Raw genomic sequence first — 23,095 nt, forward strand, 5'->3', positions numbered from 1 at the left:
CCGCCACATCGACCACATCCGCCGCCACACCGACGGCGGACCCACCAGCATGGACAACGGTCAAGGCCTGTGCGCCAGCTGCAACTACCTCAAAGAACACCCCGACTGGCACACCCGACGCGACACCAGCAGCGACCACAGCGGCAGCGGAGGCAGTCGGCGGCATACCGTCAGCACCACCACCCCCACCGGCCACGCGTACACCAGCACCCCACCACCCCTGCCGCTGCCGACCATCGACGCCCAGCATCCCTCCCGGTTCGAGCAGGAACTCCTGCGACTGGTGATGGCCGCATGAGCCAGGCGGACGCCCGGGGCAGGACATACGAAACGCCCCGCCCCGCAGCAGCGGGACGGAGCGCCGGACCGTTCGGTCACAGGCTGATGGTCAGCCCAGGCAACCCTTGATGGCGTCCTCGAGGGCCTTAGCTTCCTCGGCGTTCATCTCGACGACGAGGCGCCCGCCACCCTCCAGCGGCATGCGCAGCAGAATGCTGCGGCCTTCCTTCGTAACCTCCAACGGACCGTCGCCGGTCCTCGGCTTCATCGCCGCCATGGGTGTTCCCCTTCCAGGTGCTGTGGCTTGTCCGCAGACGGCTCATTATCCCCTGTCCGGCGGTCCAGCGGAAATCAGCGCCCGAAAACGGCTGCGGCACAATGACGCTCATGCACGCCCGATCCGCGGTCTTCGACGTCTACGGAGACCACCTATTGCGCACCGACGGTTGGGCCTCGGTGGCGGGTCTGGTGCGGCTGACGTCAGCGGTCGACGTGGCCCCCGCAGCAACACGCACGGCGATCTCCCGGATGGTGCGCGAGGGGTGGTTGCGGGCCGATGCGCGGGCGGGTGCCCGCGGCTACGCGATGACCGATCGGGCTCGCGGCCGGCTCGCCTCGGCGTGGCAGCGCATCTATCGCGCCGACCCGCGACCGTGGGACGGCCAATGGCACGTCGTGGTCACCGACCACACCGGCGACCGCAGCGCGCGCACCCGGTTGCGCGCCTCGATGTCCTATCTCGGCTACGCCCGCCTCGCGCCCGACACCTGGATCGCCCCCCGCCCGAGTGACGACCTCGAGCGGTCCCTGACCGGCACGGCATACCGCGCCTTCACCGCACGCTTCGACGACGACCCGCGCACGCTCGCCGCATCGGCCTGGGATCTCGGTGCGCTCGCCGCGAGCCACCGGCGCTACCTGAGCTGGCTGGACGAGCTGGCCGCCTCGCTCACCGGCCCCGCGAGCGACGAGCAGGTGTATGCCGCCCGCGCCCTGGCCGTGCACGAATGGCGCAAGTTCCTCTTCAGTGACCCCGACCTGCCACCGGAAGCGCTGCCCGCCGACTGGCCAGGCGCGAGCGCCGCCGAGCGGTTCCTCGATCTGGCCGACCGCTGGCAGCCGCGAGCGGCCGCCTACGTTGAGCACTGTCTGCAGACCTGAACCCAGGAGGACGTATGCCGAACCCACCCGTCGCCTTCGACGTGACCGACGGTGTCGCGACCGTGCGCATCGACCGCCCGGACGCGATGTGCGCCCTCGACCTCGCCACCAAGGAGGGCCTGCTGGCGGCGCTGCGGTCGGCGGCGCAGGATCCGGCGGCCCGTGTCGTCGTGCTGACCGGCACCGGCCGGGCGTTCTGCGTGGGCCAGGACCTGAAGGAGCACGTCGAAGGCCTGAAGTCCGGGCAGGTGCTGAGCGACACCGTGGTCGAGCACTACAACCCGATCGTGGAGCTGCTCGCGACGATGCCCAAGCCGGTGATCGCGGCCGTCAACGGGGTCGCCGCTGGCGCGGGTGCGTCCTTCGCCTTCGCCTGCGACCTGCGGATCCTGGCCGACACCGCCGGGTTCAACACCGCGTTCAGCGCGATCGCGCTCTCCTGCGATTCCGGCGCCTCCTGGCATCTACCCCGCCTGGTCGGGGTGGCCAAGGCCAAGCAACTGCTGCTGATGCCGCGCACCATCCCCGCGGACGAGGCGCTCGAACTCGGCCTGGCGACGACCGTGATCCCGGCGGACACCTTCGCCGACGAGGTGGCGAAGGTCGCCCGCACCCTCGCCGACGGCCCGACCGCGGCATACGGCGCGATCCGGCAGGCGGTCGAATACTCGGCCGGGCACGATCTGACGCAGTCGCTCGCCTTCGAGGCCGACAAGATGCGGCTGACCGGAGCCACCGAGGATCACCGCGCGGCGGTGGACGCCTTCCTCGCCAAGGAGAAACCGAGCTTCAACGGTCGTTGAATCAGGCAAGGGGAGGAGACTACGCACCATGGCCGCAATCATCTGGGTCGCCGTCGGGTTGCTGCTGATCGCCGGAGAGGCGTTGAGCGGTGATTTCGTGTTGCTCATGCTCGCCGGTGGCGCACTCGCGGCCGGTGGATCATCCGCCGTCGGCGCGGACCTGTGGGTCAGCGCGATCGTCTTCGCGGTCGTGTCGGTGCTGCTGCTCGCGGTCGTGCGACCGGTGCTCAAGCGGCATTTCACCTCCAACCCGATGATCCCTTCCGGAACCGACGCGCTCGTGGGAGCGTCGGCGACAGTGCTCGAGCAGGTCACCCACGACCGTGGGCTGGTGCAAATCGGCGGCGAGCGCTGGACCGCTCGCACCACGGACGGTCAGCACATCGGACCCGGCACCACCGTCGTGGTCCAACGCATCGACGGCGCAACGGCCGTCGTAGAACGGGGGAAGTGAGACATGGATCCAGTCCTTCTGGTCATCATCGCCGCGATCGTCATCCTGGCGGTGGTGATCGTGGTGAAGTCGGTGGCGCTCGTGCCGCAGGCGGAGGCCGCGGTGATCGAGCGGCTCGGTCGTTACACCAAGACGATTTCGGGGCAGCTGGTCTTCCTCGTGCCGTTCATCGACCGCATCCGCGCGAAGGTCGACTTGCGCGAGCGGGTCGTGAGCTTCCCACCGCAGCCGGTCATCACCCAGGACAACCTGACCGTCCAGATCGACACGGTCGTCTACTTCCAGGTGACCGACCCGCGCTCGGCGGTCTATGAGATCAACAACTACATCGTCGGCGTCGAGCAGCTCACCACCACCACGCTGCGCAATGTCATCGGCGGTATGACGCTGGAGGAGACGCTCACCTCCCGCGAGACGATCAACGCGCAGCTGCGCGGCGTGCTCGACCTGGAGACCGGCCGGTGGGGCCTGCGCGTCGCCCGCGTCGAGTTGAAGAGCATCTTCCCGCCGCCCTCCATCCAGGAGTCGATGGAGAAGCAGATGAAGGCCGACCGTGAGAAGCGGGCGACCATCCTGGCGGCCGAGGCGCACCGCGAGTCGGCGATCAAGTCGGCCGAGGGTGACAAGCAGTCGCAGATCCTCGCGGCGGAGGGTGCCAAGCAGGCGTCGATCCTCGCGGCCGAAGGTGAGCGGCAGTCGCAGATCCTGCGCGCCGAGGGTGAGCGGGCCGCCCGCTTCCTGATGGCCCAGGGTGAGGCGAAGGCGATCGAGAAGCGCTTCCACGCCGTGCGCGCCAGCCGCCCGACGCCGGAACTGCTCGCCTACGAATACCTGCGGACCATCCCCGAGATGGCCAAGGGTGAGGCCAACAAGACCTGGGTGCTGCCCGCCGACTTCGGCTCGGCCCTGCAGTCCTTCGCGCGTTCGTTCGGCGCGCAGGGGTCCGACGGCGTGTTCCGGTTCGAGCCGTCCAAGGTCGACGATGTGCCCGAGCCGAACGACGAGGACGTCGCCGACTGGTTCGAGCTCACCCGCGACCCGGCGGTGGCCAAGGCCGTCGCCGACGCCGAAGCCGTCGCCCGCACCTCGGTCGACCCCGAGCTCCCGGTCGCGAAGGAGAACGCCCAGACGGCAGGTATGCCGACCCTTCCGCCGTCCCAGCCGGGCGTGCAGCTGCCTAAATCGGGTAATCGGCCGGCGGAGTGATCTGGAGCAACTCCAGACACCACCACAGCTGCCAGCCGATCCCGAGCAGCACCAGCACCACCGTGCGCAGCCCGACGAGCCGACGAGGTTCGTCGGGCTGTCGCCGCCATCCCCCGCCGATCAGGATGACCGCGAGCGGGAAGAGGAACAGCAGGTAGCGGTAGACGCTGGTCCACACATCCAGCACCGCACCGAGATAGGCGGCGTAGACCGCACACCACACCCGCAGCTGGAGCCCGAGCGCCTCGGCCCAGGGTCCGAGCAGCATCGCGGCCAGGGCGGCGATCATCACCGCCACCCAGAACACCGCCCAGCCGGTGCCGACGAGATAGCTGAGGTTGGTGATCCACGGGTCGAAGGGCTTGATCGTGTTGCCGATCCGCCAGGTCGCCATCGTCTCGGTGTAGGCATTGCGCTCACCGGTGACCCACCACGCGATCGCCGGCCACAAGAAGCCCGCGACGCCGCAGGCCACGAGGGTCCACACCATCCCGGCCCAGTCACCGGCCCGGATCGGGTCTTCGCGGCGCTCGCGCCAGCGCTGCCAGACCGCGACGAGCGCCACCACGGCCAACGGCAGGGCGATCGGCCGGGTCAGCCCGATGAGCAGCGCCAACCCGGAGGCGACCAGCCAGTCGCGTCGAGCCAGCGCCAGCAGCGCCGCCAGCAGCAGGAGCATGCCGAGCGATTCGGTGTAGGCCAGTTGCAGCGTCGGCGAGGGCGGCGAGGCGGCATACACACAGACGGCGCCGAAGGCGACGAGCGGGCCGACCCGGGGGGCGAGCAGACGCGCCATCAGCACCGCGGCGCCGGCACCCATCGCGAGCGTGAGGACCGCGGCGACGGCCTCGAAGGAGAAGCCGGTCAGGTCCATGCCGAGGCGGGCGAGCAACGGGAACAGCGGATAGAAGGCCCAGGCGTTCTGCTGGACGACGCCGGCCTCGTTGCGCGGGATCTGGTCGGGATAGCCGTTGACCGCGATCTCGCGGTACCACGTGCCGTCCCACATCCGCATCATGTCCAGGTATGCCGGGTGCGCGGCACCGCCCGTGCCGCCCGGCACCCCGGCGGGCACCTGGTGGGCGGCGGTGATCAGGATGAAGACCGTCGAGATCGCCCGGAACCCCAGATAGGCCACCAGCACGCTGAGCCCCAACCGTCGAGTGATCAGGGCTCGCACCGAGGCCATCACCGGCCCGCCCCCGAGCGGAAGCAGCCGGTGAGGTGGTCGTCGACCAGGCCACAGGCGGACATCCCGGCATACACCGTGGTGGGTCCGAGATGACGAAAACCCTTGTCCTTCAAGGCTTTTGCCAAGGCCTTGGCTTCGGGTGAGGTGGTCGGCAAATCGGCCAGCGTGGCCGGCGGAGTGTGTGTGGCCGGCACGAACGACCAGACGAAGGCATCGAGTCCGCCCTCGTCCCGCAGCGCCACGGTGGCCCGCGCATTGGCGATGGCGGCCTCGATCTTGCGCCGGTTGCGCACGATGCCCGCGTCGGCCATCAAGCGGGCGACATCCGCCTCGCCGAAGGCCGCGATCGCGTCGGCGTCGAAACCGGCGAAGGCCGCCCGGAAGTTCTCCCGCTTGCGCAAGATGGTGATCCACGCCAGGCCGGACTGGAAGGACTCGAGGATCAGCCGCTCGAGCAGGGCGGTTTCACCGTGGACCGGCACTCCCCACTCGGCGTCGTGATAGCGCAGGTAGTCAGGCGAGGACCCCGCCCACGCGCACCGCGCCACACCGTCCGCACCCACCAGGATGCCGTCGCCCCCCACCACGGCTTGGGTCAGGCCCCGGCCTCGTCGCGCAGTCTGCGGATCTCGGCGTCGCGGTCGGCGAGCTCCTCGCGCAGCCGGTCGATCACATCGTCGACCTGCCCCATCCGGTAACCGCGGAGGGTCTGGTCGAAGCGCAGTTGATCCAGGTCCGCGTCGCTCAACGCGCCCTCGGGCAGCGGCTGGAAGGCGGTCGTGCGGACCGGCTGGTCCATCGAGGCCTCGAACCGGCCGAGCACCGCGGCGACGACGACGCCGACCACGATGACGAGGACGGCGATGAGCAGGACGATCACGGGGTTCAGGGTAGACGAGCCTCGACCACGAGCCGCACCGCTTCCTCCGGGTCGTCGACGACCTGCAGCCGCTCGACATCGCGCTCGCTGATCATCCCCTCGCCCAGCAGGGTGCCGCGCACGAAGTCCAGCATCGGGGTCCAGAAGTCTCGGCCGAGCAGCACCAACGGGAAGCTGGTGACCTTCTGGGTCTGCGCGAGCGTCACCGCCTCGAAGAGCTCGTCCAGGGTGCCGAAGCCGCCCGGCAGCACGACATACCCCTGGGAGTACTTCACGAACATCGTCTTGCGCACGAAGAAGTAGCGGAAGTTGACCCCGAGGTCGACGTATCTGTTCAGGCCGGTCTCGAAGGGCAGCTCGATGCCCAGGCCGACGCTCGTGCCGCCGGCCTCGCGAGCGCCCTTGTTGGCCGCCTCCATGGCACCGGGGCCGCCGCCGGTGATCACGGCATACCCGGCTTCGACCAGCCGGCGACCGACCTCGACACCACGGGCGTAATGCTCCGAATCGCTGGTCAGCCGGGCCGATCCGAAGACCGCGACCGCCGGACCGAGCTCGGCCAGCGCGCCGAAACCTTCGACGAACTCCGCCTGGATCCGCAGCACCCGCCACGGATCGGTGTGCAGCCAGTCGGCGTCGGTGTGCTCGTCGAGCAACCGCTGGTCGGTCGTCGTCCGGGGCACCAGCTTGCCCCGCAGCGTGGTCGCGCCCCGCTGGTAGTCCTCATCGGTCATGCCAGCCACCTCGTCAACGCCTCTTCGCAATCTCTGATCTGCTGCTCCGGGCAGCGCTCGTCGTCGGTGTGGGCGAGGTTCGGGTCGCCCGGGCCGAAGTTCACCGCCGGCACCCCGATCGCCGAGAACCGGGCGACATCGGTCCAGCCTTCCTTCGCGACGACGGGCAGGCCGAGAGCGGCCACGAACGCCTGCGCCGCCGGCCGGTCCAGACCCGGGCGGGCGCCGTCGGCAGCGTCGGTGAGGCGGACGTCATACCCGGGGAAGACCGAGCGGACGTGCGCGAGGGCGGCCTCGGTGTCCTTGTCGGGCGCGTACCGGTAGTTGACCGCCACCGTGCACCGATCCGGTATGACGTTGCCGGCGATGCCACCGCTGATGTGCACCGCGTTGAGCGCCTCGTGATAGTCCAGCCCGTCGACGGTGACGGTCTGCGGCTCGTAGTCCGACAACCGCTGCAGCAGGTCGGCGGCGTCGTGGATGGCGTTGTGGCCGTTCCAGGGGCGGGCCGAGTGCGCGGCGATGCCCTTGGTGGTGAGTTCGACGCGCATCGTGCCCTTGCAGCCACCCTCGATGCCACCGGCCGTGGGTTCGAGCAGCACTGCGAAGTCGGCCTCGATCCAGTCCGGGTGCTCGGCGGCGATCCGCTTGAGCCCGTTGAACTCCTCCTCGATCTCCTCGCAGTCGTAGAAGACATAGGTGACATCGCGGCTGGGTTCGGTGAGCTCGGCGGCGAGCTTGAGCTGGACGGCGACGCCGCCCTTCATGTCGGTGCTGCCGCGGGCGACGAGCATCCCGTCGACCCGGCGGGTGGGGATATTCGGCGGGTCGGTGAGCGGCACGGTGTCGATATGCCCGGCCAGCACCACCCGCTCGTCGCGACCGAGGTCGGTGCGCGCCACGACGACATTGCCGTCACGCTCCACCTGCAGGTGGTCCAGGCCGCGCAACGCCTGCTCGATCGCATCGGCGATGACGCGCTCGTCCTTGCTGACCGACGGTATGTCGCACAGCGCTGCGGTCAGATCCACGACATCGGTGCTGAGGTCCAGGGTGGCCATGGCGGCCATCATCGCACCGAGGGTCAGGCCTGGTCGGACGCCTCCCTTAGCCTTGGCCCATGACCACTCGCCACGCCTGGGGCTACGGCCTTGCCACGACGACCTACGCCGGGCAGATCCTCGACACCTGGTTCCCGCAGCCGCAGCTGGGACAGGCTCCGGTCGAGGACCCGTATGCCGCTCCCCCGGACCTGGCCGACCTCGCCGGCGATGACCCGCGCCGCAAGGTGCGCACCTCGGTCGAGCTCGTCGACATCGACCTGGATGCCGCCCCGGCGGACGCCCGGGATGCCTACCTGCGCCTGCACCTGCTGTCGCACCGGCTGGTCGCGCCCAACACCATCAACCTCGATGGCCTCTTCGGCGTGCTCGCCAATGTGGTGTGGACCAACCACGGCCCGTGCGCCGTGGCGGACTTCGAGCAGACCCGGCTGCGGTTGCGCGGCGCCGGACCGGTGCAGGTCTTCGGCGTCGACAAGTTCCCTCGGATGACCGATTACGTCGTGCCGAGTGGCGTCCGGATCGCCGACGCCGACCGGGTGCGCCTGGGCGCCCATCTCGCCGAGGGCACCACGGTCATGCACGAGGGCTTTTGCAATTTCAACGCCGGCACGCTCGGCACCTCGATGGTCGAGGGCCGCATCGTGCAGGGAGTCACCGTCGACGACGGCTCCGACATCGGCGGCGGGGCCTCGATCATGGGCACGCTGTCCGGTGGGGGCACCGAGCGGGTCACCATCGGCAAGCGCTGCCTGATCGGCGCCGAGGCGGGGATCGGCATCTCCCTCGGTGACGACTGCGTGGTGGAGGCCGGCCTCTACATCACCGCCGGCACCAAGGTCACCCTCCCCGACGGTCGCGTGGTCAAGGCCCGCGAGCTGTCCGGTGGCGACAGCATGCTGTTCATCCGCAACTCCACCACCGGCGTGGTCGAGTGCCGCGAGCGACAGGGCGAGGGCATCGCGCTCAACCCGGCCCTGCACACCTCCCACTAGCCCGTATGGCGTTTGGCGACTACGAGGAAGAGCGGCCGCGCCGGCTGCGCTCGACGCTCGGGTGTGTGCTGCCCATCGTCATGCTCGCCGCGCTCGGTGGGGCGGGTTATTACGGCTATCAGCGGGTGATGGACGCGATCGGCAACAACACCTGCAAGGTGACCGACGGCCGCTTCGACTATCAGTGGTCGACCGAGCAGACGGCTAACGCCGCGACGATCGCGCTCGTCGGCCGGTATGACGAGGGCCTGCCGGAGCGCGCCGCCCAGATCGCCGCGGCGACCTCGATCCAGGAGTCCAAGCTGCGCAACCTGCGCTCGGGTGACCGCGACTCGCTCGGCCTGTTCCAGCAGCGACCGAGCCAGGGCTGGGGCACCGCCGAGCAGATCCAGGACCCGATCTACGCCAGCAAGGCGTTCTACCGTGCGCTGGTGAAGATCCCGGACTGGCAGACCCGCACGCTGACCGAGGTCGCCCAGGAGGTTCAGCGCAGCGGTTATCCGCAGGCGTATGCCGACCACGAGACGCAGGGCCGGGTCATCGCGTCGGTCTTCTCCGGTGGGCAACCGGGCGGCGTGGGCTGCCGCATGGACCCGCCGACCGGGCCGGGTTCGGTCAGCCGGGTCGTCGCCAAGCTGGCCGACGCGTCCGGGCTGCGAGCCACCGGCTCGGGCGGCTATGTGACCTATCGCGGCGACAACGCGCAGGTGTGGGCGGTGGCCTCCTGGGCCGTTGCGCACGCCCAGGCCGAGAACATCACCTCGGTGGTCGTCGGCGATCGGGCCTGGAACCGCGACCGCGGTCGCAGCGCCTGGACCTGGACGACCGCCGACAACCCGACTCGAGCCGGCGAGGTCAGGCTAGAGCTGGCTCGCTGACCGCGCCGCGGGTGAGGCTTTCGCCCTCGACGTCGACGGTGGGCAGCAGGCGATCCAGCCACCGCGGCATCCACCAGGCGGCATCGCCGACCATCAGCATCACCGCCGGCACGAGCAGCATCCGCACCAGGAAGGCGTCGAGCACGATCGCGGTCGCCAGGGCGACGCCGAGCGATTTGATCAACGCGTTGTCCTGCGTGGCGAAGGCCGCGAACACCGAGATCATGATCAGCGCGGCGGCGATGACGACCCGCCCGGAGTGCCGGAAACCGTCGATGACGGCGTCCCTCGCGCCCATCCCGTGCACATGCGCCTCGCGCATCCGCGTGGTGAGGAAGACCTGGTAGTCCATCGCCAGGCCGAAGACGATGCCGATCATCAACGTCGGCAGGAAGCTCATCACCGGTTGCGGGTCGAAGATGCCAAACATGCCGTCCTGCACCAGCTTCGCGGTGACACCGAGCGCGCCGAGCACCGACAGCAGGAACCCCACGGTCGCGAGCAGCGGCACCAGCAGCGACCGGAAGACGATCACCAGCAGCAGGAACGCCAGCCCGACCACGATCGCCAGATAGGGCGCGAGTGCGGCGTTGAGCTTGTCCGACACATCGGCGGCGATCGCGGTCTGCCCGGTCACGCCGACCTTCGCGCCACTGCTTGCCTCCACCGCCGGCTGACTGCCCCGCAGCCGCTGCAGCAGATCGTCGGTGGCCTTGTCGGCCGGTCCGGTCTTCGGCGTGATGAGCACCACCGCGCCGGTGGAGTCCCGGTTGACCTGCACGATCTGGGCGTTGGCGACATTCGGATCCTTGGCGGCCCACTGGACCACCCGCCCGTATGCCGCGAGGTGCTGCTGGGCGCCGCCCGTCACCTGCCGCCCGTCGACGACGGCGACCATCGGGGCATTCTTGCCCGGGCCGAAACCTTCGGCGAGCAGATCGGCGGAGGTGCGCGCCTCGCTGCCGACCGCGGCGGTCGCATCGGACGGCAGCCCGAGGTGCATGCCCGTCACCGGGATCGCGAGCGCGCCGAGGATCGCCACGACGGCCAGGGCGACCAGCGCCGGAGCCCGGCGGATGCCGTTGCCGAGCCGCACCGAACCGTTGACCGATGCGTGGTCCGACTCATCCGCTGCAGTGTCCTTGCGCACCCGGCCGGCGAAGGCCTTGCCCTTGAGCAGACCCATGAAGGCCGGCAGCAGGGTCAGCGCCACGAGCACGGCGAAGACCACCGTGGCCGCCGCCGCGATGCCCATCGAGGTCAGCATCGGGATGCCAAGCAGCGCGAAGGCCACCAGCGCGATGACCACGGTCAGGCCGGCGAAAACCACCGCCGATCCGGCAGTGCCGAGGGCCCGGCCCATCGCGTGGGCCCGGTCGCCGGTGTGGCGCAGCTCGGCGCGATAGCGCGACAGGATGAACAGCGAGTAGTCGATGCCGACCGCGAGCCCCAGCATCGACGACAGCGCCGTCGCCGTGTCCGGGATGTCGAAGAAGGCGGTGGCCGCGGTGACCCCGAGCGTGCCGAGACCGACCCCGACGACGGCATTGAGGATCGGCATACCGGCTGCGACGAGCGAGCCGAAGGTGAGCACGAGCACGAAGAGCGCGACGAGGATGCCGATCGCCTCGGCGGTGCTGCCGGGGTTGATCGCCTCCTGCATGCCCTGCCCGCCCGTGACCACGGTGAGCCCGCCGCGCTGCGCGTCGGCTGCGGCCTTGCGGATGTAGTCCTGGGTCTCCGGCTTCACCTCCATCGGGTTGGTGACCGCGAAATTCCAGCTGATGGTGCCGATCCGGCCGTCCTTGGACAGCGGAGAGATGTAGGCCGCGTTCGCCCGGGCTGCCGCTGCCGGCAGCCCCTGCTGCTGGGCGGCGCCGACGAGCTGCTTCTCCAGGGCGGGCGCGGCGACGACCGGGTTGGCCAGCCGGGTGCCCGGCGGCAACTGGGGCGCCTGCTGCACGGCCGCCACGAGCCGGTCGACCTGTCCCTTGTAGGGCTGCTCGGCGAGGGTGCGGCCCGGTGGGGCCTGCACCACGATCTGCCCGGCCACCTGCTTGTCGGCCGGCAGCTGGCCGGGGAAGAGTTCGGCCTGGGTGTCGGCTGCCTGCAGCGACGGGACGCCGGGGATCGAGAAGGTGGTGCTCATCGGCTGCGATTTCGCGGCGGCGAAACCGCCGACGCCGAGGATCACGACGAGCCAGCCGACGAAGACCAACGGCCATCGGCGGTATGCCGTCCGGCCGAGCCGGTAGAGGAAGGTTGCCACGCGAATCTCCTGGTGGGTCAGCGGGTGATCTGCCGAGCTGCGGCCTCGGCGGCGAGCACCTCGGTGAAGATCTGGCTAAAGGTGCGCCCGGTCTGGGTCTTGTGGATCTCGAGGGTGAGCATGATCAGCGCGAAGAGCGAGGCGGCGAGGGCTCGCGCACGCAGATCCTCGGGCTCCCAGCCCTCGCGCAGGCAGATCTCCTGGCCGAGCAGAGTCGCCATCTCGGCCAGCCGCTCGGAGACGATCTGGGCGAGCTTGGGGTCGGCGGCGATCGCCGCGTCCAGCAACTGGTGGGCTTCTTGGGCGCGCGGGTCGTCGGCCGCGGTGAGGTCGACGAGCGTCTTCACGGTGTGCACGAGGTCGGGCAGCAGCTCGCCGGTCGGCTGGCCGGCCCGGAAGTCGGCAATCGCAGGCTGGTCGGCGAAATCGTCGAAGCCGAGCACCGCCGTCGCCTTGTCGCTCACCTCGTTGAAGAGCGTGCGACGGCTGATGCCGACGGCGTCGGCCAGGTCGTCCATGGTGAAGCCGGCGTAACCATGCTCGGTGACCAGCCGCACCGCCTCGATGTGGATGCGCAGCAACCGCTCGGCCCGGCGCCGGTCGGCCGCGCTTGCACTCTCTTTCATGGAGTGCAGTTTTGCACTTTGCTTAGCTCAAGTGCAAATCGGGCTAGACCGGCCAGGTCTCCTGCCGCCACGCGGCGTCCCAGAACATCCACTCATAGCGGGCGCAGGTCGCGAAGGCTTCGTGGGCGCGGGCGAGGACCGGCTCCGGCATACCGGACAGGGCCTCGTCGGCGAGCTCCCGAGCGCGAGCCGAGGCGGCCGCGAAGTCGGGGTCGGCATACGTGCGGATCCACGCGGCGTAGGGGTGATCGGTGAGCGACGCGCGGGAGAGCAACAGCGCGCCGATGTGCTCGTAGATCCAAAAACACGGCAGCAGGGCCGCGGTCAGCACCGGATAGCTGCCGCCGGCGCCGACCGCGAGCAGGTATGACGTGTACGCGCGGCAGGTGGGCGACATCGTGGCCGCGGTGAGCTCGCCCCCGAGGAAGGAGGCGTGCAGCTCGCGCTCGGCGACCGCGACACCGATCGCGGACTGCGACCAGAACTCCACCGAGTCGACGTCACCGGCTTGCGAGCCGGCCAGCGCAAGAGACCGCCCGTAGTCCACCAGGTAGAGCGCGTCCTGGGCCATGTAGTAGTCGAAGCGCGAACGTGACAACGTCCCGTCCCCCAGGCCCAGCACGAAGGGGTGCCGTTCGATGGCCTGCAGGACGGGACGTGCCCGCTCCCACGCGTCGTGGGAGAACGTCATCAGCCCGGGTAGTTGCGCTCGGTCTCACCGATGTAGATCTGGCGCGGACGCCCGATCTTGGTGGCCGGGTCCTCCATCATTTCGCGCCACTGGGCGATCCAGCCCGGGAGGCGGCCGATGGCGAAGAGCACCGTGAACATCTCGGTCGGGAAGCCCATCGCCTTGTAGATGATGCCGGTGTAGAAGTCGACATTCGGGTAGAGCTTGCGCGAGACGAAGTAGTCGTCCTTGAGCGCGATCTCCTCCAGGCGCATCGCCATGTCGAGCTTGGGGTCGTTGACCCCCATCTTCTTGAGGACCTCGTCGGCGGCCTTCTTGACGATGGTGGCGCGCGGGTCGTAGTTCTTGTAGACCCGGTGGCCGAAGCCCATCAGCTTGACGCCGTCCTCCTTGTTCTTCACCTTCTCCACGAACTTGTCGACGTCGCCGCCGAACTGGTTCTCGATGGTGTCGAGCATCTCCAGCACCGCGGAGTTGGCGCCGCCGTGCAGCGGGCCGGAGAGGGCGTGGATGCCGGCCGAGATCGAGGCGAACAGGTTGGCGTGGCCGGAGCCGACGAGGCGCACCGTGGAGGTGGAGCAGTTCTGCTCATGGTCGGCGTGCAGGATGAACAGCTGGTCGAGCGCCTTGGCGACGACCGGGTCGACCTGGTAGTCCTCCGAGGGGAAGCCGAAGACCATCCGCAGGAAGTTCTCGACCAGGCCGAGCTTGTTGTCCGGATAGAGCGTCGGCTGACCCTGGCTCTTCTTGTGGGCGTATGCCGCGATCGTGGGCAGCTTGGCCATCAGGCGCACCGTGGACAGCTCGATCTGGTCCTTGTCGGTGATCGACAGGCTGTCCTGGTAGAAGGTGCCGAGCGCGGACACCGCGGCGGACAGCACCGACATCGGGTGCGCGTCGCGCGGGAAGGCCGCGAGCAGGTCCTTCAGGTCCTCGTGCAGCATCGTGTGCCGGCGGATCCGCTCGGTGAACGCCTCGAGCTGCTTGCTGTCCGGCAGCTCGCCGTAGATCAGCAGGTAGGACACCTCGATGAAGGTGGACTTCTCGGCGAGCTGGTCGATCGGGTAACCGCGGTAGCGCAGGATGCCGGCGTCACCGTCGATGTAGGTGATCTTGGACTGGCACGAGGCGGTGTTGACGAAACCCACGTCCAGGGTGACGTTGCCCGTCTCCTTCAGCAGCGCGGAGATGTCATATCCGGAGTTGCCCTCGGTGGAGGGAACGACACCGAACTCGAGGGTCTTGCCCTCGGCGGTGAAGGTGGCCGGAGTCTGGTCGGTCATGTCTGGATCTCTTCCGTCCTACTCATGGACTGTGCAGGCGCCAGGGCCTGGTCCGTGCGAACCTTCCCGAACGCTACCCCAGCGTCACAGCGCTCCCCTCGGGGGTCCGGACGTGAAGATCAGCAAAATTTCGTATGGCGTGAAAGCTCGCCTCTCAGCGTCCGGCCAGCCGGGACGCCGCGGCGGCGATGCGCTCGTCGGTGGCGGTGAGCGCGATCCGGACGTGCTGCGCACCGGCCGCGCCGTAGAAATCACCGGGAGCGGCGAGGATGCCGAGGTCGGCCAACTTCGCCACGCTGGTCCGGCAGGGTTCGCCCTGGGTCGCCCAGAGGTAGAGGCCGGCCTCGGAGTGGTCGATGCGCCACCCGGCCGCCTCCAGCGCCGGGCGCAGCGTTGCCCGCCGGGCGCGATAGCGCTTCTTGGTCTCGGCCACGTGGGTGTCATCGCTCAGCCCGGCGATCAACGCCTGCTGCACCGGCCAGGGCGCCATCATCCCCGCGTGCTTGCGGATGTCGACCAGCCGCTTCACGATCGCCGGGTCGCCCGCCACGAAGGCCGCGCGGTAACCGGCCGCGCTGCTCTGCTTGGACAGGGAGTAGACCGACAGCAGACCGGTGTGGTCACCACCGCTCACCCGGTCGTCCAGGATGCCGGGGGTCGGGTCGTCGCCCTGCCAGTTGAGTTCGGCATAGCACTCGTCGCTGGCCACGACCACGCCGCGCTGCCGCGCCCAGTCAACGACCTTCTTCAGGTGGTCGACCGGGAGCACCTGCCCGTGCGGGTTGGCAGGAGTGTTGAGCCACAACAGTTTTGGCGCGCTCGGGCCATACTCCAGCAACGACCGAGCTGGGGCGGGAGTCGCGCCCGCCAGGCGAGCACCCACGTCATACGTCGGGTAGGCGATGCTCGGGAAGCCGACCACATCACCCGCGCCCAGACCGAGCAGGGTGGGCAGCCAGGCGACGAGCTCCTTGCTGCCGACGGTGGGCATCACGCCGTCCGGGTTGACCCTGGTTGCGCCGCGGCGGCGGGCGTACCACGCGGCGACAGTTTCGCGCAGTTCAGGCGTGCCCCAGACGGTCGGGTATCCGTGCGCATCGGCGGCGCCGGCCAGGGCGTCCTGGAGGACCTGAGGTGTGGGGTCGACGGGCGTGCCGACCGACAGGTCGACGATGCCGTCAGGATGCTCGGCGGCGCGCGCCTTCGCGGCGGCGATGGTGTCCCACGGAAAATCCGGGAGCGATGCCATCACCACGTCGTCACGCGAATTCGTGGTCGTGACTCCACGCCGCCCTCCGGGCCTCGCTGACGCTCGGGTCCTCGGACGGCTGTCGTCACTCCGCGTGCTCCTGCGGGGGCAGCGCAGAAATGATCGGGTGGTCCTTGTTGATCAGGCCCATCTTCGCCGCGCCGCCCGGGCTGCCGAGGTCGTCGAAGAACTCGACATTGGCCTTGTAGTAGTCGGCCCACTGCTCCGGGACGTCGTCCTCGTAGTAGATGGCCTCGACCGGGCAGACCGGCTCGCACGCGCCGCAGTCGACGCATTCGTCCGGGTGGATGTAGAGGCTGCGCTCACCTTCGTAGATGCAGTCGACCGGGCATTCCTCAATGCACGCCTTGTCCTTGAGGTCGACGCACGGCTGGGCGATCACGTAGGTCATGGAAGCGGATCCTCCTGCTGGTGGCGGCCGGGGCGGCCTGTGGGTTCCTAGTATGGCGAACCGTGAGCCCAGACCTTAGTCAGCCCGACCCTGCTGCTGGGCTTCGACCCGGCATCCGGATCACGCTGCGCTGCCGCATTCCGCGGACTCCCACCGGTGAGACCCTGACAGATGTAGTGGGCGATGTGACAGAGGTCACCCCAGACGCGATCACAGTGCGGACGCGGCAGGGCGAGGTAACGGTCGATCGCGGCGACGTGCAGCTGTGGAAGGAGATCCCGCCTCGGCCGGTTCGTCGCGGGGCGCCGCACCAAGCCATTGGCATCGACGACCTCGAGCGCCTGATGGTGGGAGGCATGCCGCCGCTCGAGCATGGGGTGATCGGTGACTGGCTGCTGCGCGCGGCTGATGGATTCACCGGCCGCGCGAATTCTGTTCTCGTGCAAGGCGATCCGGGTGTTCCCCTCGCCAGGGCGTTCGAACAGGTGGAAGGTTGGTATGCCGACCGCAGCCTCCCGCCGCTGGCGCAGCTCGCCGGGCCGTCCGGTTTCGATCCTGGGGCGACGCCCGCGGGAGCCGTCGCCGCGGAGCGGGGGTGGCGCTTCTTCGGGCGGGTGCTCGTCATGACAGCCGCCTCCGCTGTGGTCGCTGATGCGCCGATGCGTCCCAACACCGCGGTCGCCGTGCTGCCCGAGCCGGACGAGAGCTGGTGGTCGGTCGCAGCCCCGCGCTCGGTCGAGCACCGGGAGACCTACACAGCGACCTTGAATCGCATCGGAGCGGCGGCCCACCTGTTGGCTTTCCGGCAGGAGGACTTCCCCACCCCGTCCAGCGCCGGTCGCCTGGCCTTCGCGCCCGGCTGGGCAGGCGTCTTCGATCTGCACGTGCTGCCCGACCGGCGGCGCGACGGCCTGGGTCGGGCGCTGGTGGTCGAGGGTGCACGGGCAGTCCACGACGCCGGCATACCGTCGATGTACCTGCAGGTCAGCGCCGACAATCACGCCGCAGTTGAGTTGTACCGGGGCCTCGGGTTCGACACGCATCACGAGTACGTCTACGGCCGCCGCGATTGACCGTCCTCAACCGGTGTCGGGTTCGGTGGTGTCCCAGTAGGTTTCCAGCAGCCCGGGCCAGGTCATGTACACCCGTCCGGTGGGGCTGGTCCAGGTGCACCGCCCACCCGGGGTCATCGTCACCGACCACCCCGATTGCTTGGTGCGGTGATGCCGCCGACACAGGCATTGCAGGTTCCAGTCCGCCGTCGGACCGTCCGGCCAGGCGACCACATGGTCCAGGTCGGTAAACCTCGCCCCGCGCGTACACCCGGGGAACCGGCAGCGCTGATCGCGGCGTTTCACCCGTTCCCGCATCAACTCCGGCGGCCGGTAGGACTTACTGATCGCTTGATCGTCCAGGCGGTAATCCACCGGGTCGAAATTTCGGTGGCTGGTGGTCACCTTCGACGCCGTGAAGGCCGGGTGCCCGATCAACTCGGCCAGATCACTCCCGGTGATCGGCCCCGCCGTCGGATGCTGCACCACCTCCTCCGGAGAGACACCACCAGGCGAAGCAACCTCGTCGACCTCGCCGACCTCGTCGACTTCAGCGGGTTCGTTGGCCGTAGTCGTGCCAGGTCGGTGGTCACCCTCAGTCGCGGCGCTTGCCGTTTCGCTGCTCGCGCTCGTCTCGGAGTCATCGCGTGTGGCGTTATCGGAACTCGCGGCACCCTCCTCAGCGTCAGTGTCGGACGCATTCGCGGTGAAGGTGTTGGACGCGGACTGGGGTTTGAGCACGTCCACGTGCACGACCAGGGTCACGTTATGCATCGCGAGTTCGAACAACGCCGCGGCCCGGTGCTCACCCAGCGTGTACGGGTCACCACCCGGGGTGCTCGCGAACTCCAGCCTCCGCGCGGCAGCACGCGCTTCGACCGCGTCCCTCAACGCCGCCGCCTGAGCGATCGGCATCGCCGCGGTCAGCAACGCCAACCCCGGCACCGAGTGCGCGTCCAACCAAACCCCGGTCTCCTGCGCCTGCGTCCGCTCCTTGGTGCGCCGCGCCGCCGGGGCCTCCAACCGTTGCACCAAGGCCCGCACCGACCGCCGGGCGATACTGCGCGGCCGATGCTGCACACCCCGTTTGAGGATCAACTCTTCGACCGTCTCACAGGTCGTCGAGCTGGCCTCCGACAGTTCCCGTCCCATCGTGGCTGCGGTCGCCCAATTCACTGTCCCGGCACCGACCTGCTCCAACACTTTGGGTAGTCCGGCGGTCACCCACGCGGCCTCCTGCACCAGCGTGCACGCCTCATAGTCCCCCAACCCCAGTGCCGGACCGACCTCGTCGGCCGTATCGGAACACCAGTGCCCCGGGGCGTGCTCCACCGGCGGTTCCAGGAAGGATTCACGCCGCCGATCGGCCAGGTCAGCTCGATCGAACCGGGCGAACCGGCCCAACGCTCGCGCCCGCACCGCCAAGGACTGCTGAGCCACCGCGTGCGCCGCGGATACCGTCGCCAGGTACCGCTCCTTCAGCAGCCGGGCCCGTTCGGCTTGCCCGGCCTGCTCCGGGGTGATCCACCCATCGGTCACCTGCCAGGTGTCGCTGATCGGGCCGATCACCTCAGGCACCCCCGCGCCCGGGTCCGCGGACACCTCAGTGTCGGCGAAGAACCGATCCACCACACCGGGCTCGAACGGGTTGTCCGCTGCTAGCCGGTCGAACACGTTGCGGGTGAGCACGCTGATCGCGGCCAACTGCACCTCGATCGGGTGCAACCCGTGCAACGCGGCGATATCAGGGTCGGTCGCTACCTCCATCGCCGCCGGTAACCCGTCTTCGAAGATCACCGACTCGATCAACTCGCGCGCGCTGACAGCCTTCTCGGCAGCGGCCTCGGCACTGCTCGGCTGGGCGGGTGCGGTGATCGGCATACCCCGAAGTTTACCCGAACAGGTGTGCGGATAGAAGACCATGTGGAGAGTTTTTTCGTTGCGGCACAACGGTTTTCGACCGACCTGGCACGGGCGTAACGGGTGTGGGCAAGTATGCCAGCCACCACCGACAACACCCCGGTCCACCGATGGTTTCGACGCGCTCGCTCGTTCCTCGCTCGCTTGCTCAACCAACGGGGGAAGCGTGCTCAACAACGAGGGAAGCCGGCGATCAACTGACGAACGTCGGCGGCGTGCGCGAGGCCCCCCGACCCCCACGCACGCCGCCGCTGGCGACTGCCCACCGTCGCCCTAGGCGGACTTGACCTCCGCTCGGGTCATCCGCCACATCCCGACCGCGAGCGGCAGGACCGCCCAGACGAGCGTCGAGACGAGGAAGTGAGCCCACTGCTCACCGCTCATGGACCCGTCGAACACGGGCGCCAGTGTCTTGTTGGTGTCCAGCCACTCACCCGCGGTCTTCATGAACGAGATCGAGGAGACGATCGACCACAACGTCGGCAGGAAGAAGTAGGCGACGATCGCGCCAGGGGTGTTGCGCAGCAACATCCCGAAACCGACACCCATGGCGATCCCGACCGCCTGCGCGAGGAACATCCCGAAGAACGCTCCTGCGGACAGCGCCCACGACGGGTTCGACCCGCGCACCAGTGCGCCGAGCCCGGTCCCGACCGCGGCGAACGCCACCCCGACGATGATCGCGGCGAACCCCACCAGCAACGCTGCAAGGAACTTGGCGAGGCCGACGCGCAACCGCCGCGGCTCGAGAGTGAAGGTCACCAGACCGGTCCGCTGGGACCATTCACTGGTCACCGTGAGGATGCCGAGGATCGGCAACAGCACCGCCTGCGGACCGACCGTCCCGGCGATGAAATCACCAAACCCCTTGCCCTCGTTGGGTTTTCCGGTGAACAGGAGTATGCCGATCACCACCAGGGTGAGCGCACCGATGGTGATCAGCAGCCACCGACCGGCGCGCGTGTCGACCAGCTTGCGCAGTTCGACCTTGAGCAGGCGCAGGAACGGAATCGGGGTGGTCGCTGCTTCGGCCAGGCGGCTCGGCAACCTCGTGCCGGCGTGCGGCGTTGCCGCGCTTGCGATGGTGCTCATGCTGCTGCTCCTTCTCGTGCGTCCGCGGCGGTGAGCTGCAAGAACATCTCCTCCAGCCCGGTCGAGCTCGTGGAACCGAGCTCGGTGAGGACGATCTGGTGCTCGAGCGCAATCCGTCCGACGCGCTCCGGCGTCACCTGCACGCTCAGCGAACCGAACCCCTGTGTGACGTCAATCCCGTTGTCCTGCAAAGCTTTTGCCAGCCGTGCATTGTCAGTGCTCCTCACCGTCGTGCCCGCCGCGGCGAGCAGGTCGTCCTTGGCGCCTTCGGCCACGATCCGGCCCCGGCCGATGACGACCAGGTCGTCGGCGATGACCTGAATCTCGTGCAGCAGGTGCGACGACAGCAGCACCGTGCCGCCCTGGTCGGCGAACCCGCGCAGCAGACTGCGCATCCATCGGATGCCGGCCGGGTCGAGCCCGTTCGCCGGCTCGTCGAGCACGAGCACCTGCGGATCCCCCAGGAGCGCATGCGCGATCCCCAGCCGCTGGCGCATGCCGAGCGAGTAGTCGCGCAGCCGCCGCTTGGCCTCAACTTGCGTGAGGCCGACAACCTCGAGCAGCTCGTCGACCCGAGTCCTCGGCAAACCAAGGGTCAGCGCCCCGAGGGTGAGGATCTCCCGTCCCGTGCGACCAGCGTGCTGGGCCTGGGCGTCGAGCAGGACACCCACGTGTCGCCCGGGGTTCGGCAGATCGGCATACGACCGTCCGAGGATCGTCGCGGTCCCGCTGGTGGGCGGGGTGAGCCCGCACATCATCCGCATGCAGGTGGACTTGCCCGCGCCATTCGGACCGAGGAATCCGGTCACCCGGCCGGGCTTGGCATCGAAGGTGACGGCGTCCACGGCCGCGTGCTGGCCGTATCGCTTGGTCAACTGGTTCACGGTGATCATGGGTCAACCCTCGCGTTCGCCGCCGGTCGCGCACATCGGGCGCAGGTATGCCGTTCGCAGACTTTGGTAGGGGGTCGGCACCGACCAGAGACGGATGCCCCTTGACGGGCGGTCGATCTAGGCTGCTGCGGTGTCCGATGTCCTCCTGCCCTCGCCGCCGCGTTGGCGACGCGCTTGGGGCGAGGTATGGCGGGTGCTCGCCGCGGCGTTCTTCGGCCTCAGCATCTACGCGATCATGGGCGGCCAGCCCCCACGCGGCTATGAGGATGGCCACCCCTGGATCTTCGTCGACCTGCTCATCGGCTTGGTCTGCCTCGGCCTCATGTTGCTGCGCCGTCGATTCCCACTCCTCATCACACTGATCACGTTGGCGCTCACCGCATTTGCCGTCACGGCCACCGGAGCCGCGATGGTCTGCCTGATCTCCCTCGCGACCCATCGCCGCGCGCGGCAGATCATCCTGGCCGCCGTCGTCTCGGTCGCGGCGGGCCTGCTGTTCGACCGGGTTCACCCGACACCGGGAGACGACACCGCCCAGTTCATCGCGAATGTCGTCATCGGAGTGCTGGCCACCGGTCTGGCCATCGCCCTGGGAGTGGCGATCGGGTCCCGCCGCGAGCTACTGGCAAGCCTGCGCGAGCGAGTGCGCATCGCCGAATCCGAGCAGCACGCCCGCGCGGTGCAGGCCCGGATCGGCGAACGCGCGCGCATCGCCCGCGAGATGCACGACGTGTTGGCCCATCGAATCTCGTTGGTAGCCATGCATTCCGGCGCTCTCGCCTATCGCACCGACCTGCCGCCCGCGGAGGTTCGGGCGACCTCCGAGCTCATCCGAGACAACGCCCAGTTGGCCCTGGCCGAATTGCGCGAGGTGCTCGGTGTCTTGCGTGACACGGAGCTGCACGGCATCGAGCCGCCGCAACCCTCCATCGCCGACTTGTCCGCCCTGGTCGCCGACACGCCGGCCTCCGACGGGCCGGCTTCGCTGGCCATGGACGAGGACCTCACAGGTCTGTCGGACTCGTTGTCGCGCAACGCTTTTCGTGTTGTTCAAGAGGCGCTCACCAACCGTCGCAAGCACGCACCCGGGCAGCCCATCGAGATCGTCGTTGAACGTGACGACCACGCCGTGACCATCCGCTGCACCAATCCAATGCTGCCCGGCCACCGCTCCGAGGTGCCAGGCGCGGGGCTCGGGCTCATCGGTCTGAGCGAGCGGCTCGCACTCGCCGGTGGCACGCTGGAGCACGAGACCGATCGGGGTGGCCGGTTCTCGTTGCGAGCCGTGCTGCCCACCGAGCCGAAGGAACCCGCCGGATGACCCGCGTGCTGCTTGTCGACGACGACGCGCTGGTGCGCGCCGGCCTGCGGATGATCCTCGGCGGCGCGAGCGATCTCGAGGTCGTCGGCGAGGCGACCGACGGCGAGGCTGCGGTCGCTGCCGTTGCGCAGCACCGGCCGGATGTTGTCCTGATGGATATCCGTATGCCGGTCCTGGACGGCATCGAGGCGACCCGCCGGATCACGGCCGGTGAACATCCGCCGCATGTCATCGTGCTGACGACCTTCGACGCGGATGACCTTGTCGTGCAAGCACTTCGGGCCGGCGCCAGCGGTTTCCTGCTGAAGGACTCACGGCCCGAGCGGCTGGTCGGAGCTGTGCACGCCGTCTGCGCCGGCGAGCCGATCCTGTCCCCCTCGGTGACCCGGCAATTGGTCGAGCGGGTCACCGCGCAGGCTCCCACGGGCGTCGCCGCCCACCGGGTGGCCGCAGCCGAGCTGACCGACCGTGAGACCGAGGTGGCCGAGCTGATCGGCCAGGGCCTGTCCAACGCCGATATCGCCGGCCAGCTCTTCATGAGCGTGCCGACCGTCAAGGCCCATGTCTCGCGGGTGCTCACCAAGCTCGGCGTCGAAAACCGCGTCCAGGCGGCCCTGCTCATCCATGAGGCCCGGTCGTAGGCG

Annotated in this window: 25 protein-coding genes; 10 read left to right on the forward strand and 15 right to left on the reverse strand. The window is 69.0% G+C overall.

Annotated features, from left to right (window positions below; all coding sequences use genetic code 11):
- Positions 1-298, forward strand: a 298-nt coding sequence (locus G9U51_RS04575) for an HNH endonuclease (RefSeq protein WP_166193952.1), incomplete at its 5' end; no start/stop codon positions are given.
- A 90-nt stretch (positions 299-388) separates the two neighbouring features.
- Here the strand turns inward: G9U51_RS04575 and G9U51_RS04580 are convergent.
- Complete coding sequence (locus tag G9U51_RS04580; protein ID WP_166193956.1) at positions 389-556, reverse strand: DUF3117 domain-containing protein; 168 nt, start codon at positions 554-556, stop codon at positions 389-391.
- Positions 557-666: 110 nt separating this feature from the next.
- Between G9U51_RS04580 and G9U51_RS04585 the strand changes: the two genes are divergently transcribed.
- Genes G9U51_RS04585 through G9U51_RS04600 form a run of 4 tightly spaced genes read left to right on the forward strand, consistent with a single transcriptional unit; the run spans position 667 to position 3,903 of the window.
- Complete coding sequence (locus G9U51_RS04585; RefSeq protein WP_166193959.1) at positions 667-1,440, forward strand: PaaX family transcriptional regulator; 774 nt, start codon at positions 667-669, stop codon at positions 1,438-1,440.
- 14 nt (positions 1,441-1,454) lie between these two features.
- Positions 1,455-2,243: an enoyl-CoA hydratase/isomerase family protein gene (locus tag G9U51_RS04590; protein WP_166193962.1), complete on the forward strand. Its 789-nt coding sequence runs from the start codon at positions 1,455-1,457 to the stop codon at positions 2,241-2,243.
- Positions 2,244-2,271: 28 nt separating this feature from the next.
- The gene (locus G9U51_RS04595; protein ID WP_166193965.1) at positions 2,272-2,697 is read left to right on the forward strand and encodes an NfeD family protein; all 426 of its coding nucleotides are present in this window, start codon (positions 2,272-2,274) and stop codon (positions 2,695-2,697) included.
- Between the two features lie 3 nt (positions 2,698-2,700).
- Complete coding sequence (locus tag G9U51_RS04600) at positions 2,701-3,903, forward strand: SPFH domain-containing protein (protein ID WP_166193968.1); 1,203 nt, start codon at positions 2,701-2,703, stop codon at positions 3,901-3,903.
- On the opposite strand, the gene G9U51_RS04605 is transcribed toward G9U51_RS04600, so the two are convergent.
- Genes G9U51_RS04605 through dapE form a run of 5 tightly spaced genes read right to left on the reverse strand, consistent with a single transcriptional unit; the run spans position 3,875 to position 7,770 of the window.
- Positions 3,875-5,083: a hypothetical protein gene (locus G9U51_RS04605; RefSeq protein WP_407941422.1), complete on the reverse strand. Its 1,209-nt coding sequence runs from the start codon at positions 5,081-5,083 to the stop codon at positions 3,875-3,877. The two genes, G9U51_RS04600 and G9U51_RS04605, sit on opposite strands and share 29 nt — an antisense overlap.
- A gap of 8 nt (positions 5,084-5,091) precedes the next feature.
- Entirely contained in the window at positions 5,092-5,679 is a 588-nt protein-coding gene (locus tag G9U51_RS04610; RefSeq protein ID WP_328823315.1) for a DNA-3-methyladenine glycosylase I, read from the reverse strand.
- Between the two features lie 11 nt (positions 5,680-5,690).
- A complete protein-coding gene (locus tag G9U51_RS04615) occupies positions 5,691-5,975 on the reverse strand; it encodes a DivIVA domain-containing protein (protein ID WP_166193977.1) in 285 nt (94 codons plus the stop codon).
- A 5-nt stretch (positions 5,976-5,980) separates the two neighbouring features.
- Positions 5,981-6,709 (reverse strand): LOG family protein, encoded by a 729-nt coding sequence (locus G9U51_RS04620; protein ID WP_166193980.1) that lies wholly within the window; start codon positions 6,707-6,709, stop codon positions 5,981-5,983.
- Positions 6,706-7,770 (reverse strand): succinyl-diaminopimelate desuccinylase, encoded by a 1,065-nt coding sequence (gene dapE / locus G9U51_RS04625; protein WP_166193983.1) that lies wholly within the window; start codon positions 7,768-7,770, stop codon positions 6,706-6,708. Before dapE ends, G9U51_RS04620 begins: the two co-directional genes overlap by 4 nt.
- Before the next feature lie 59 nt (positions 7,771-7,829).
- Between dapE and dapD the strand changes: the two genes are divergently transcribed.
- Together dapD and G9U51_RS04635 are read left to right on the forward strand one after the other, a co-directional pair.
- Positions 7,830-8,765, forward strand: coding sequence for a 2,3,4,5-tetrahydropyridine-2,6-dicarboxylate N-succinyltransferase (dapD, locus tag G9U51_RS04630; protein ID WP_166193986.1), 936 nt, complete (start codon positions 7,830-7,832; stop codon positions 8,763-8,765).
- A 5-nt stretch (positions 8,766-8,770) separates the two neighbouring features.
- A complete protein-coding gene (locus G9U51_RS04635) occupies positions 8,771-9,643 on the forward strand; it encodes a hypothetical protein (RefSeq protein WP_166193989.1) in 873 nt (290 codons plus the stop codon).
- Here G9U51_RS04635 and G9U51_RS04640 read toward each other — a convergent pair.
- The 6 genes from G9U51_RS04640 to fdxA all read right to left on the reverse strand — a co-directional run bounded on the left by G9U51_RS04640 (position 9,621) and on the right by fdxA (position 16,173).
- Positions 9,621-11,912, reverse strand: a complete 2,292-nt coding sequence (locus tag G9U51_RS04640; RefSeq protein WP_166193992.1) for an MMPL family transporter — start codon at positions 11,910-11,912, stop codon at positions 9,621-9,623. The genes G9U51_RS04635 and G9U51_RS04640 overlap by 23 nt on opposite strands.
- A gap of 17 nt (positions 11,913-11,929) precedes the next feature.
- Positions 11,930-12,538, reverse strand: a complete 609-nt coding sequence (locus G9U51_RS04645; protein ID WP_166193995.1) for a TetR/AcrR family transcriptional regulator — start codon at positions 12,536-12,538, stop codon at positions 11,930-11,932.
- A gap of 43 nt (positions 12,539-12,581) precedes the next feature.
- Positions 12,582-13,229, reverse strand: a complete 648-nt coding sequence (locus tag G9U51_RS04650; protein ID WP_166193998.1) for a TenA family protein — start codon at positions 13,227-13,229, stop codon at positions 12,582-12,584.
- Positions 13,229-14,512, reverse strand: coding sequence for a citrate synthase (locus G9U51_RS04655; protein ID WP_166194001.1), 1,284 nt, complete (start codon positions 14,510-14,512; stop codon positions 13,229-13,231). Before G9U51_RS04655 ends, G9U51_RS04650 begins: the two co-directional genes overlap by 1 nt.
- Before the next feature lie 154 nt (positions 14,513-14,666).
- The gene (dapC, locus tag G9U51_RS04660) at positions 14,667-15,761 is read right to left on the reverse strand and encodes a succinyldiaminopimelate transaminase (protein ID WP_166194004.1); all 1,095 of its coding nucleotides are present in this window, start codon (positions 15,759-15,761) and stop codon (positions 14,667-14,669) included.
- Between the two features lie 85 nt (positions 15,762-15,846).
- Complete coding sequence (fdxA, locus tag G9U51_RS04665; RefSeq protein WP_166194007.1) at positions 15,847-16,173, reverse strand: ferredoxin; 327 nt, start codon at positions 16,171-16,173, stop codon at positions 15,847-15,849.
- A 62-nt stretch (positions 16,174-16,235) separates the two neighbouring features.
- Here fdxA and G9U51_RS04670 point away from each other — a divergent pair, with 62 nt between their 5' ends.
- On the forward strand, positions 16,236-17,246 hold the full coding sequence (locus G9U51_RS04670; protein ID WP_456238026.1) for a GNAT family N-acetyltransferase: 1,011 nt from the start codon (positions 16,236-16,238) through the stop codon (positions 17,244-17,246).
- Between the two features lie 6 nt (positions 17,247-17,252).
- Here the strand turns inward: G9U51_RS04670 and G9U51_RS04675 are convergent, their stop codons facing one another.
- The 3 genes from G9U51_RS04675 to G9U51_RS04685 all read right to left on the reverse strand — a co-directional run bounded on the left by G9U51_RS04675 (position 17,253) and on the right by G9U51_RS04685 (position 21,130).
- Positions 17,253-19,106, reverse strand: coding sequence for an HNH endonuclease signature motif containing protein (locus tag G9U51_RS04675; RefSeq protein ID WP_166194014.1), 1,854 nt, complete (start codon positions 19,104-19,106; stop codon positions 17,253-17,255).
- A gap of 312 nt (positions 19,107-19,418) precedes the next feature.
- Positions 19,419-20,237 (reverse strand): ABC transporter permease, encoded by an 819-nt coding sequence (locus tag G9U51_RS04680; RefSeq protein ID WP_166194017.1) that lies wholly within the window; start codon positions 20,235-20,237, stop codon positions 19,419-19,421.
- A complete protein-coding gene (locus tag G9U51_RS04685) occupies positions 20,234-21,130 on the reverse strand; it encodes an ATP-binding cassette domain-containing protein (RefSeq protein ID WP_166194020.1) in 897 nt (298 codons plus the stop codon). Before G9U51_RS04685 ends, G9U51_RS04680 begins: the two co-directional genes overlap by 4 nt.
- A 130-nt stretch (positions 21,131-21,260) precedes the next feature.
- On the opposite strand from G9U51_RS04685, the gene G9U51_RS17265 reads away from it, so the two are divergent.
- Positions 21,261-22,451 carry a sensor histidine kinase gene (locus G9U51_RS17265; protein ID WP_166194024.1) on the forward strand — a complete coding sequence of 397 codons (1,191 nt, stop codon included), beginning with the start codon at positions 21,261-21,263 and terminating at the stop codon, positions 22,449-22,451.
- Positions 22,448-23,092 carry a response regulator gene (locus tag G9U51_RS04695; protein WP_166194027.1) on the forward strand — a complete coding sequence of 215 codons (645 nt, stop codon included), beginning with the start codon at positions 22,448-22,450 and terminating at the stop codon, positions 23,090-23,092. Before G9U51_RS17265 ends, G9U51_RS04695 begins: the two co-directional genes overlap by 4 nt.
- The last annotated feature ends 3 nt before the right edge of the window (positions 23,093-23,095 follow it).

Source organism: Metallococcus carri (genome assembly GCF_011440275.1).
GTDB classification, from domain to species: domain Bacteria; phylum Actinomycetota; class Actinomycetes; order Actinomycetales; family Dermatophilaceae; genus Metallococcus; species Metallococcus carri.